Annotated in this window: 9 protein-coding genes, 1 tRNA gene and 1 other RNA gene; 7 read left to right on the forward strand and 4 right to left on the reverse strand. The window is 73.0% G+C overall.

Features of this window, described 5'->3' with window-relative positions:
- Nucleotides 1–46 precede the first annotated feature (46 nt).
- From V3N99_13075 to murQ, 3 genes are all read left to right on the forward strand, one after another.
- Nucleotides 47–1,669, forward strand: a complete 1,623-nt coding sequence (locus V3N99_13075; protein ID MEO3937674.1) for a helicase HerA-like domain-containing protein — start codon at nucleotides 47–49, stop codon at nucleotides 1,667–1,669.
- Nucleotides 1,670–1,777: 108 nt separating this feature from the next.
- Nucleotides 1,778–2,680: a MurR/RpiR family transcriptional regulator gene (locus tag V3N99_13080; GenBank protein MEO3937675.1), complete on the forward strand. Its 903-nt coding sequence runs from the start codon at nucleotides 1,778–1,780 to the stop codon at nucleotides 2,678–2,680.
- Between the two features lie 128 nt (nucleotides 2,681–2,808).
- The gene (gene murQ / locus V3N99_13085) at nucleotides 2,809–3,795 is read left to right on the forward strand and encodes an N-acetylmuramic acid 6-phosphate etherase (protein ID MEO3937676.1); all 987 of its coding nucleotides are present in this window, start codon (nucleotides 2,809–2,811) and stop codon (nucleotides 3,793–3,795) included.
- A gap of 30 nt (nucleotides 3,796–3,825) precedes the next feature.
- On the opposite strand, the gene V3N99_13090 is transcribed toward murQ, so the two are convergent.
- Nucleotides 3,826–4,356, reverse strand: a complete 531-nt coding sequence (locus tag V3N99_13090) for a MarR family transcriptional regulator (GenBank protein ID MEO3937677.1) — start codon at nucleotides 4,354–4,356, stop codon at nucleotides 3,826–3,828.
- Nucleotides 4,357–4,456: 100 nt separating this feature from the next.
- On the opposite strand from V3N99_13090, the gene V3N99_13095 reads away from it, so the two are divergent.
- Nucleotides 4,457–5,755, forward strand: coding sequence for an MFS transporter (locus tag V3N99_13095; protein MEO3937678.1), 1,299 nt, complete (start codon nucleotides 4,457–4,459; stop codon nucleotides 5,753–5,755).
- Nucleotides 5,756–5,892: 137 nt separating this feature from the next.
- On the forward strand, nucleotides 5,893–7,938 hold the full coding sequence (locus tag V3N99_13100) for a M4 family metallopeptidase (protein MEO3937679.1): 2,046 nt from the start codon (nucleotides 5,893–5,895) through the stop codon (nucleotides 7,936–7,938).
- A 127-nt stretch (nucleotides 7,939–8,065) separates the two neighbouring features.
- Here V3N99_13100 and V3N99_13105 read toward each other — a convergent pair whose 3' ends face one another.
- Together V3N99_13105 and V3N99_13110 are read right to left on the reverse strand one after the other, a co-directional pair.
- Nucleotides 8,066–8,566 (reverse strand): hypothetical protein, encoded by a 501-nt coding sequence (locus V3N99_13105; GenBank protein MEO3937680.1) that lies wholly within the window; start codon nucleotides 8,564–8,566, stop codon nucleotides 8,066–8,068.
- Nucleotides 8,567–8,629: 63 nt separating this feature from the next.
- Nucleotides 8,630–8,717 (reverse strand) — tRNA-Ser (locus V3N99_13110).
- 78 nt (nucleotides 8,718–8,795) lie between these two features.
- Here V3N99_13110 and V3N99_13115 point away from each other — a divergent pair.
- On the forward strand, nucleotides 8,796–10,127 hold the full coding sequence (locus V3N99_13115; protein MEO3937681.1) for an MFS transporter: 1,332 nt from the start codon (nucleotides 8,796–8,798) through the stop codon (nucleotides 10,125–10,127).
- A 1-nt stretch (nucleotide 10,128) separates the two neighbouring features.
- An RNA gene (gene ffs / locus V3N99_13120) (signal recognition particle sRNA small type) lies at nucleotides 10,129–10,225 on the forward strand.
- A 56-nt stretch (nucleotides 10,226–10,281) separates the two neighbouring features.
- Here the strand turns inward: ffs and V3N99_13125 are convergent.
- Nucleotides 10,282–11,598 (reverse strand): hypothetical protein, encoded by a 1,317-nt coding sequence (locus V3N99_13125; protein MEO3937682.1) that lies wholly within the window; start codon nucleotides 11,596–11,598, stop codon nucleotides 10,282–10,284.
- Between the last annotated feature and the right edge of the window lie 42 nt (nucleotides 11,599–11,640).

The raw sequence follows: 11,640 nt of genomic DNA on the forward strand, positions 1-11,640 counted from the left end.
TCGGGCCGACGCCCTGACTAGAGTTCGAATCGTGACTGACGCGCCGATGCCTCCCGCCTCCTCGACCCCGCAGGACGCGGTGGTCCTCCCCGCCACGGCGCTACCCGACCAGGTGGCGCAGATCGCCGCGGGCTACGCGTTCGCCGGGCCCTCGCTCGACTTCGGGGCGGCAGTGCTCGACGGCGCGGCCTTCCCGACGGCGCCGGTGCGCATCCCCCTCGGCGTGCTCAACCGCCACGGCCTCGTGGCCGGTGCGACCGGCACGGGCAAGACCAAGACCCTGCAGCTGATGGCCGAGCAGCTCTCGGCGCAGGGGGTGCCCGTCTTCCTGGCCGACATCAAGGGCGACCTGTCGGGCCTCGCGGCGGCGGGGGAGCCGAGCGCCCGCACGGCCGCGCGCGCGGCCGACGTCGGCCAGCAGTGGGTGGGCGCGGCCTTCCCGGTCGAGCTGCTGTCGCTCGGCGGCATCGGCACGGGCATCCCGGTCCGCGCGACCGTCACCTCCTTCGGGCCGGTGCTGCTGAGCAAGGTGCTCGGCCTCAACGCCACGCAGGAGTCGAGTCTCGGGCTCGTCTTCCACTACGCCGACAAGCACGGGCTGCCGCTGGTGGACCTCAAGGACCTGCGTGAGGTCGTGCAGTTCCTCACGAGCGCCGAGGGCAAGGCTGACCTCAAGGAGCTCGGTGGGCTGTCGGCGGCCACGGCCGGGGTGATCCTGCGCGAGCTCATCGGCTTCGCCGACCAGGGGGCGGAGGCCTTCTTCGGTGAGACCGAGTTCAACACCGCCGAGCTGCTGCGCACGGCCCCCGACGGCCGGGGAATCATCACCGCGCTCGAGCTGCCCTCCGTGCAGGACCGGCCGGCGCTCTTCTCCACCTTCCTCATGTGGATGCTCGCCGACCTCTTCCACGAGCTGCCCGAGGTGGGCGACCTCGACAAGCCCAAGCTCGTCTTCTTCTTCGACGAGGCCCACCTGCTCTTCAGCGACGCGAGCAAGGACTTCCTCGACGCCATCTCGCAGACCGTCCGGCTGATCCGGTCCAAGGGCGTGGGCATCTTCTTCGTCACCCAGTCGCCCAAGGACGTGCCCTCCGACGTGCTCGCGCAGCTCGGCAACCGCGTGCAGCACGCCCTGCGCGCCTTCACCCCCGACGACGCGAAGGCCCTCAAGGCGGCGGTCTCGACCTACCCCAAGAGCGCCTACGACCTCGGTGAGCTGCTGACGACCCTCGGCACCGGTGAGGCCGTCGTCACCGTGCTGTCCGAGCGGGGGGCGCCGACCCCGGTCGCCTGGACCCGTATGCGCGCACCCCAGTCGCTGATGGCCCCGGCGCCCGAGGCCGTGCTGGCGGCCATCGTCGCCGCCTCCCCCCTGCAGCGGTATGCCGTGGCGGTCGACCCGCAGTCGGCCTACGAGATGCTCCGGGCCCGGCTGCAGACCGCGCCCGAGCCGCAGGCCGACTCGGCCGCCGCACCGCAGGATGCCCCGGCGCCGGCTGCTCCGGCGCCCGCGCCCGCGCGGTCCCAGCGCCCCGCGAAGGAGACGCCGTCGATGGTGGAGCAGGTGGTGAAGTCGTCGGCCTTCCGCTCGATGGTGCGCTCGGCGGGCACCGTGCTCGGCCGCGAGATCACCCGCAGCCTCTTCGGGACGGCCCGCCGCGGTCGCTGAGCGAGAGAGATCAAGGCCTAGTCCTTTCGCCTCGAATGCTGGCGACGAGGAAACTCGTCGACCTCATTCGCCGGACCAGCAGTGCTCGACGCCGCTAGGTTGACCTGCATGTCCTCCTCCATCGACGACCGGACGCTGCCTGGCCAGACCCCGGAGTCGCCGGCCGGCCTGCTCGTGCGCCTGCGGGGGCTGCGGCCGTCCCTGTCTCCCGCCGAGGACCGCGTCGCGGTCTGCGTCCTCGCTGACGCGCGAGCCACGGCGGCCCTGACCATCAGCGAGCTCGCCGTCCAGGCCTCCACCTCGGAGACGACCGTCCTGCGCTTCTGCAAGCGGCTCGGCCTGCCCGGCTACCCGCAGCTGCGCCTCGCGCTCGCCGCGGAGTCGGCCCAGCCCCGCTCGCGAGTCGTGGCCGACACCGACATCCACGAGGGCGACTCGATCGACGACATCATCGTGAAGGTCGCCTTCGTCGACGCCAGCGCGGTGGAGGAGACCGCGGCCCAGCTCGACCGGTTGGCCCTCGAGCGGGCGGCCGATGCGATCGCGGGGGCCAGCCGGGTCGACATCTACGGCGTCGGGGCCAGCGCCACCGTCGGCGCCGACGCGCAGCAGAAGCTGCACCGCATCGGGGTCGTGTCCTTCGCGTGGAACGACCCGCACATCTGCCTGACCAGCGCGGCGCTCCTGCGCGCCGGTGACGTGGCCATCGGCATCTCGCACTCGGGCACGACCCGTGAGACCGTCGAGGCGATCGCCGCCGCCAAGTCCCGCGGGGCCACGACCGTGGCCCTGACCAACTTCCCGCTCTCACGGCTGGCTCGCGACGCCGACATCGTGCTCCTGACGGCCGCACGGGAGATGCCGATGCGCTCCGGCGCCACGGCCAGCCGCATCGCGGCGCTCACCGTGATCGACTGCCTCTACATCGCGGTGGCCCACCGTGACCTGGCCCGGGTGCAGGCGGCCGTCGCCGAGACCCGCGCCGCGGTGGCTGGGCACCGGGTCGACTGACGCCGGGTCGACTGACCGAAGCAGTCCATGCTGCGGACAGTCCGCTGCCCGAGGTAATGCATTGACCTCATTGACGGGCCTGGCAGACAGAAACTAACCTCAGGGAGGGATACCAGGAGGTGGGCGAGGTGGACGAGGTGACAGTCAGCGCGCCCACCGAGGAACGCAACACCGCGTCGCACGACCTCGACCGCGGGTCGGCCCTCGAGATCCTGACCCTGCTCAACCAGGCCGACGCGCAGGTGGCCCCGGCCGTCGCGCCGACCCTTCCCGAGCTGGCGCGCCTCGTCGACGCGACGGTCGAGCGCATCCGCGCCGGCGGGTCGGTGCACTACGTCGGGGCCGGCACGTCGGGGCGGCTCGCCGTGCTCGACGCCGCCGAGCTGCGCCCCACGTTCAACGTGCCTCCGGGTGTGGTCCTCGCCCACCACGCCGGCGGCCACGAGGCCCTCGTCGACGCCGTCGAGGGGGTCGAGGACGACCTCGAGGCCGGGCGGCTGGCCCTGGCCGGGGTGGCCCAGCACGACGTCGTCGTCGCGCTGACGGCCTCGGGCAGGACTCCCTACGTGCAGGGGGCCCTCGAGGTGGCACGCGAGCGCGGCGCCCTCACTGCCCTGGTGACGGCCAACCCGCGGGCCGAGCTGGCCTGGCTCGCCGACCACCTGATCGCCCCCGACACCGGGGCCGAGGTCGTCACCGGGTCGACGCGGCTGAAGGCCGGCACGGCCCAGAAGCTCGTGCTCAACGGCTTCTCGACCGCCGTCATGGTGCGGCTCGGCCACACCTTCGGCAACCTGATGGTCGACGTCGTCGCCACCAACGCCAAGCTCCGGGGGCGGGTGGTGCGCATCCTCTGCGAGGCGGCGGGCGTCGACGACGTCTCCGCCCGCGCCGCCCTGCGGGCTGCCGACGGCGAGCTCAAGCCGGCCCTGCTGTGCCTGCTGGCCGATGTGCCGGTCACGGCCGCCCGCTCGGCCCTCCTGCAGCACGGCGGGATCCTCGCCGCCGCCCTCGCCGCTCTCCTCGCCACCGGGGCCACCGGGGCCACCGAGGTCACCGAGGTCACCGAGGTCACCGAGATGGCCGGGGGGCTGGCTCCGGCGCTCGTCTCCTAGCCGCGCGGTGACCCCGCCCCGGCCCCGGACTCACTCGGCGAGGTGGGCGTCGAGGCCGCTGACCACCCGCTCCAGCAGCCCCGCGAGCTGGGCGCGCTCGTCGCCGGACAGCGCGCTCAGCACGTCGGTCTCCACGAGGTCGGAACCGCGGACGACCTCGGTGAACAGCTCCCACCCGTCGGTCGTCAGCCGCACGAGGACACGGGTGCGGTTGGCTGGGTCGGTCTCGCGCGACACCAGCCCGCGCGCGGTCATGCGGTCGAGGCGGTGGGTCATCGACGACGGGGCCACGCTCGCTGCCTCGGCCAGGGCAGAGGGGGTGAGGGCCGTCCCCTCCGCCGCCATGGCCAGGCTCGACAGGACGGTCCACTCGCCCTGGCTGAGGTGCAGGTCGACCATCTGGGCGTCGTACCACTGGTTGAGCCGCCGGTGGAGGGCGTGGATGGCGGTGACCACGCGCTGCACGGTCTCCTCCCCCCCGGCAGCGACGTACGACGCGACGGCGGCGCGGTAGTACTCGCTGCTCGTGATGATCTCGCCCTGGCTGCTCGCGGCTCTCACGTGGTGAATCTTCTCATGGTAATATTTCGACGTCGAAGTATTGCTGTAGCAAGTCTTGCTGCGCACACGTGTGGTGATCGGAAAGTCGTAGGTCAGAGGGATGAAGCGTCGTCCGGTTGCCGTCGTCCTCGCCGGGTCGGTCGGGATGCTCGGGTGGGGGGCGGTGCTGCCCTACCAGTACGCCTACGCCGCGCAGACGCGCGGATGGGGCACCCTCGTGGCGGCTCTCGCGTCCAGCCTCTTCTCCGTCGCCGCGCTGGTCTCGGCGCCGCTCGGTGGCCGTCTCGCCGACCGGCACCCCCCGGTGCGCGTGGCCGTGGCGGCCAAGCTGGTCGCAGCCGTGGCCGGCGTCGTGCTGCTGCTGGCCGACAGCCCGGTCGCCTTCCTCGTGGGCATGACCGTGCTCGGTCTCGGCATCACGGCCGCCCAGCCGGCCCAGTCGGTGCTGCTGCTGCGCTGGTCGGGTGCGGCCGACCGCCGCACCGTCTTCGCCTGGGCCTTCACGGGCTCGTCGGTCGGCATGGCGCTCGGCGCCCTCGTCGCCGCGCAGAGCGTTGATCTCCACCGGCTCGACGGTATGCAGGGGGCGTTCGCGCTCGCCGCCGGCGGGTTCGTGCTCTCCGCAGGCCTGCTCGCTCTCGCCGGGCGCGGTCTGGGCGCCGCCGTGCCCGCCGAGCCCGCCGACCTCGGGGGCCCGGGCGAGCCCGACCGCGACCCATCCGACTCGCCCGCCTCGACCGGCGCCGCCCTGCGCGCCGTCCTCGCCGTGCCGGCCCTGCGCTGGATCGCGGTCGTGACCGTCGCCATCTCGCTCGGTTTCTACGCGCAGTTCGAGTCGGGGCTGCCGGCCTTCGCCCTGACCGTGCTGCGGGTGCCCGAGCAGACGATCGGCCTGGCCGCCGCCGTCAACTGCCTGGTCATCGTCGCCCTGCAGATGCTCGTCGTCCGGCTGACCGCCGGCCGCCGGCCCGCCTCGATGCTCGCCGCTGTGGGGGTCATCTGGCTCGCCTGCTGGGGGCTGCTCGCCGTGGCGAGCGTCACCCCGGAGCTCGCCGCGACCCTCTTCGTGACGACCTTCGGCATCTTCGCCGTCGGCGAGACGCTCTTCGCGCCGCTGCTGGGGCCGCTCACCGCCGCCCACGCCCCGGCCGGCACGGCGGGCACGACCCTGGGCCTGCTCGCGGCCCTGCAGACGGGCGTCTCGGCCGCCGGTCCGCTGCTGGCGGCCGTGGCCCTCGGCACCGGTCACGGCGGCGTCTTCGTCGGGATCCACGTGGTCGTGAGCGTCCTGGCCCTGCTTGCGGCGCTGCGTCTGCGCCGGGTGCTCGAGGTCACGGATGCGGCGCCGCCGAGCCTGCCCGAGTCGTTCGTTCCGCAGGGCGCCCCCGTCACCCCCTGACCCGGGTCTGCACCGGAATCACCCCGCATTCCTTCAAGACCTCACCAAGGGCATTGACGAGAGGCCGGGGGGCCGACACATTCAGGGCAGTCCGGGCCGCCACCCTGCCGGTCCCTGTCCCCCTCGAAGGAGCCTTCGTGAAACACCTCGTCACGGGTCTGACCGCGGTCGCGACCGTCGCTGCTGCCGCCCTCGTGCCAGCGCTCGCCGCACCGACCGCGCTGGGCGCCGGCGCGCCGCGCCCCGACCGCGCCACCCTCATGGGCGCCGCGCAGGCACGGGTCACCCAGCAGGGAAGGGCCCTGGGCCTGTCGGCGGGCGAGAGGCTCGTGGTCAAGGACGTCATCCGCGACGCCGACGGGGCGACGCACGTGCGCTACAACCGCACCTTCGACGGGCTGCGGGTCATCGGGGGAGACCTGGTCGCCCACGAGGACAGCGCGGGAGCCGTGCGCAACGTGACCTGGAACGCCTCGGGCACGGTCGCCGTCGCCTCGATCACGCCGACGCTGGCCACCGCGGCAGCGGTCGCGAAGGTCTCGGCCAGGGGTCTGCGCGAGGCGAAGACCCCCCGCGGTGAGCTCGTGGTCTACGCCGCCGCCGCCACCCCGGTGCTGGCCTACGACGTCGTCACGGAGGGCATCAAGCCCGACCAGACGCCGACCCGGCTGCACACCGTCGTGGACGCCCGCACGGGCCGGACCCTGACGAGCTGGGACGACATCAAGGAGGGCACCGGCAAGGGCATCTTCGTCGGCACCGTGCCGCTCGGCACGACCGGATCGGCGCCCAGCTTCACCATGAGGGACGTCCACGGGAACTTCGCCTCCGACCTGCGGGGCGCCACCACGGGCACCGGCACCACCTTCACGGATGCCGACGACGTCTGGGGCAACAGCGCGATCAGCGACCGCGCCTCGGCCGCGGTCGACGCCCACTACGGCGCCGGGAAGACCTACGACTTCTACAACACGGTGCTGGGCCGCGCCGGCATCTACAACACCGGCCTCGGCGTGCGCTCGCGCGTGCACTACGGCGACAACTACTCGAACGCCTTCTGGGACAGCACCCAGATGACCTACGGCGACGGAGCGGGCAACACCCACCCGCTGGTCGAGCTCGACGTCGCCGGCCACGAGATGTCGCACGGTGTCACGGAGAACACCGCTGGCCTGGGCTACACGGGTGACGCAGGGGGCCTCAACGAGGCGACCTCCGACATCTTCGGCACTGCGGTCGAGTTCTACGCCAACAACCCCAACGACGTACCGGACTACACCATCGGCGAGCTGATCAACATCAACGGCAACGGCACCCCCCTGCGCTACATGGACAAGCCGAGCAAGGACGGGGCGTCGAAGGACTGCTGGAGCAGCACCCTCGGCAGCCTCAACCCGCACTACTCCTCCGGCCCGCTCAACCACTGGTTCTACCTCGCCTCGGAGGGCTCGGGCGCCAAGACGATCAACGGCGTCGCCTACAACAGCCCGACCTGCAACGCCTCCACCGTCACCGCCGTCGGTCGCGACAAGGCCGAGAAGATCTGGTACCGCACGCTGTCGACCTACCTGACCTCGAGCAGCAACTATGCCGCCGCCCGCAACGGCGCGATCAGGTCGGCCAAGGACCTCTACGCCAGCGACCCGACCGTGTGCACCAACATCGCGGCCTCGTTCTCCGCCATCGGCGTCCCCGCCGGTACGGAGGCCTGCGCGGCCACGGGTGGGACCGGCACCAACCTCCTGCTGAACCCCGGTTTCGAGTCGGGCAACGTCAGCTGGAGCGCGACGACCGGCTCCATCACCAGCAGCACCTCCCGGCCGGCTCACACCGGCTCGTGGAAGCTGTGGCTCGGAGGCAACGGGCGGACGACCACCGAGTCGGGCCAGCAGACGGTCACGGTGCCGTCGACCGGCGCGCCGGCCCTGTCGTTCTGGCTGCGCACCGACACGTCCGAGAGCGGCACCACCGCCTACGACACGATGAAGGTGCAGGTCGTCTCGGGCGCCACCACCACGACCCTGGCGACCTTCAGCAACGTCGGGACCAACGCGACCTACACCCAGAAGAGCTACTCGCTCGCGGCCTTCGCCGGGCAGTCGGTCACGGTCAAGTTCCTCATGACCGAGGACTCGTCGCTGCAGACCAGCTTCGTCGTCGACGACACGTCGGTCGCCAGCTGACCCCTGCTGACCTCTGGGCAGCCCCCACGATCGAGGCCGGTCGCCACCGCTGGGGTGGCGACCGGCCTCGTCGTCGTGGAACGGTCGTCGGTCAGCCGGGTCAGCCGGGTCAGCCGGGTCAGCCGGGTCAGCCGGGTGGGCAGAGGGTGCGCGAGGCGGGGTCGGCCCCGACCTCGGTGAGCAGCTCGCCGACCACGCTCGCCGTGCCCCGGGGGGCATCGGTCAGCCGCAGGGTCTGCCGGGAGGCGGGTGTCTGCACCGTCGTGACGAGCTCGTCGCTGACCCGCGCCGAGCTCGTGGGTGAGGGAGACGGCGCGGCAGCCAGCAGCGTGACCGCCTGCTCCAGGCGCCGCAGGGCGCCGGCGGTCAGACGACACGGCGCCCCCCGGCCGCGCTTCGTGGAGGGCTCCGCACGGCCGTCGGCCGCCACCGTGAGGCGGTCGGCGAACCCGGCGATGCCGCCGGTGCGCGCGAGCACCACGGGAAACACGCCCTCCGGGGAGGGGGCCGGTGCGGAGGTGGCGGAGGTGGCCGAGGTGGCCGAGGTGGTGGTCGCCGTGGTGGCGCTGCCGCACCCCCCGATCAGGGCGGCCCCGACGGCGGCGGTGGCGAGCAGGTGTGGGCGCATGGCTCCATGCCAGCACAGACGAGGGCGGCTCCGCACGGCGGAGCCGCCCTCGTGAGGACCTGCTGGCGGAGGATAGGGGATTTGAACCCCTGAGAGCTTTCACTCAACACGCTTTCCAAGCGTGCGCACTAGGCCACTATGCGAATCCTCCGTCGAGGAGGCTACCGGAGCAGGACGGTGCGGCCGTAATCGGGTGGCCGGTGTCGGTGGTCCCCCCCAGACTGCGGGGGTGAGCAGTCCACCCCCGGTCCCCCTCTCGGCCTTCTGGCACGACCTGCCGCGACCGGGCAAGTGGCTGCTCTCGACCGTGATCGTCGACTTCGTGGGCAACGGCCTGGTGCTGCCCTTCTCGGTGGTCTACCTGCACGAGGTGCGCGGCTTCCCGCTCGGCCAGGTGGGACTGCTGCTCGCGATCCCTGCGGTCGTGGGGCTGCTGGTCGTGGGCCCGGCCGGCATCGTCATCGACCGGATCGGCGCCCGGGGCGTGGTGATCGCCTCGCTGCTCGGCCAGGTCGCGGCGCAGGTGGTGCTCGCGACCGCCGGGACCCCGGTGCGGGCGGCCGTGGCGATGGTGCTGCTCGGGCTCTCCGGCGGGGTCGTGTGGCCGGCCATCAACGCCCTCGTCGCGGTCGTCGTGCCGAGCGGGCAGCGGCAGCGCTACTTCGGCGTCAACTTCACCCTGCTCAACCTCGGCATCGGCGTCGGGGGCGTGCTCGGCGGGCTCTTCGTCGACGTCCACCGGCCGGGGTCCTTTGTCGCGATCTACCTGCTCGACGCCGCGACCTACCTGGCCCCGCTGGCGATCCTGCTGGGGCCGCTGCGGCACGTCTCCGGGCGGGTGCCTCGTCCGAGCCGGCCGCTGGATGCTGAGCCCGCGGGCGGCACGACCTACCTCGCGCTGCTGCGGGACCGGTCGGTGGCCCCGGTGCTGTTGCTGACCTTCGTCGCGTCGTTCGTCGGCTACGGGCAGCTGAGCACCGGCATACCGGCCTTCGGGCGGGCGCAGGCGCAGATCTCCACCCAGGTGCTGGGGTGGGCGTTCGCCGCCAACACCCTGGTCATCGTCGTGCTCCAGCTGCTGGTTCTGCAACGCATCGAGGGACGCCGACGCACCCGGCTGCTGGTGCTGATGAGCGGGATCTGGGTGGTGGCCTTCCTGGCGCTCGGCGCGTCCGGTCTCGCGTCGGGGTCACTGCTGGGGGCCCTGCTCTTCGGGGCGTGCCTGTCGGTCTTCGGTCTCGGCGAGACCCTCTACCAGCCCACCGCTCCGGCGATGGTCAACGACCTCGCTCCCGACCACCTGCGGGGCCGCTACAACGCGCTGATGAGCATCGCCTGGCAGCTCGCCTCGGTGGTGGGCCCGCCCGTCGCCGGGCTGCTCATCGGGCGGGGCTGGGCCACGGCCTACATCGGCCTGCTCGTCGGCGGGTGCGCCCTCGTCGCCGTGCTCGCGCTCGCGGTGGAGCGGCGGGTGCCGCCGCACGTCAACGGCGTGCGCCCGCCGCCGCTGGTGCCGGCGGGTGGGGCGGACGAGCGCCCCGCAGGGTCGGGCTATGCTTGAGCCCGGCACCCCGCGTGGTGGTACCTCACCGAACTCCCCCAGGGCAGGAATGCAGCAAGGGCAGGTGGGCTCTTCCAGGTACGTGGGGTGTCTTCGTCTGCCCCCGTGTCCCCCCGGGCCACCCGAGTGCCCGCGGCGTCAGTCGCCCGCGGTGTCAGTTGTCGGGGGCACTGAACACACCCTGCTGGTCGGCGAGCACCGCCCGGGCGTCCTGCGCCGACAGGCGGGCGCTGGCGACCGCGTCGAGGAGCCGGAACAGCTCGCGGGTGTCGATGACCAGCCCGCCTCGGTGGGCGAAGGAGGCGATGTCCTCCGGGCCGGCCCACACGAGGCCGGGACGCTCGTCGGGCTCGATGTCGAGGAACTGGTTGACCACCAGCCACTGCCGGTGCGGCATCGTGCCCTCGCGCCGCAGGTGCCGGGCCGCGTGCTCGGCCACCATGACGAGGTCGGTGAGCTCGGCCGGACCGGCGTAGCCCACGACGTCGAGCAGGACGTGCTGCTGCGGCTCCTCGGGGGCGGTGAGGCTGAAGTCCTCGACGACGCGCACCCCGTCGACCACCCGTCCCTCGTCGACGCCGGCCACGGCGAAGCCGAGATCGGTGAAGCCGGCCACGGTGGCCTCGACCAGGTCGCCGCCGGCGCGGGTGAGGAGCCGGCGGGCGCCCTGCTCGGCCTCCTCGGCAGCGGCCTGCACCGCGGCCTCCAGGGCCTGCTCCTGCTCCTCGAGGTACTCCATCATCTTGTCCCGTCGCGTGCGCAGCGCCGCCAGCTCGGCCCGGGCCGCCCGTTCCTTCGGGGTGGACCACCGCTCGCGGGCGAGCCACGGGTCGCGGCGGGTGAAGCGGGTCTCGTCGTCGGCGCGCCACGACTCGAGCGCTGCGGCCAGCCACCGCTCGGGACGCTCGGAGCGGTAGGGCACTGCCCAGCACCAGCCACCCCGCGCCCGCGGGAAGGCGCCCACGAGCAGGTGCCCGTCGGTGTCGGTGACCAGGGGCAGGCAGGTGCTCGTCGCCCCCTCACCGAGGTCGCGTCCGGGGAAGGAGAACCCGTAGGACGGTCGCGGCCTGGCGACCTCCTGCAGGTAGGGGCGCGCCGGCTGGCTCGCCAGCCACGGCACGGCCTCCCGGGCCAGCAGGTCGTGCAGGACCGGGGGCAGGTCGGGGTTGACGTGCATGGTCGGGCTGGGCTGGCGTCCGGAGAACTGCATCGTCGCCTGGTGCCCGGGCATCCGCCCCATGCCGGGGCTGTCGAAGGCGATGACGCGCACGCTCTCGGGGATCGCCGGGGGCAGCTCCACCCCCTCGACCACGAGCACGTCCCAGTCGGCGGCCCGCAGCCCGTCGAGGCTGTCGCCCGGCATGACGTGCGAGGCCCCGGCCAGCTCCCGCATCCGCTGCAGCCGGGGGTCGTCGGCGTCGAAGCCCCGGAAGAGGACCTGGGGGTGCCGCAGCGCGTTGATGGTCGTCACGCTCACGAATCTAGAGGGTGCCCAGGCGGTGGACCGGCCGCG

The organism is Dermatophilaceae bacterium Soc4.6 (genome assembly GCA_039889245.1).
Taxonomy (GTDB): Bacteria; Actinomycetota; Actinomycetes; order Actinomycetales; family Dermatophilaceae; genus Lapillicoccus.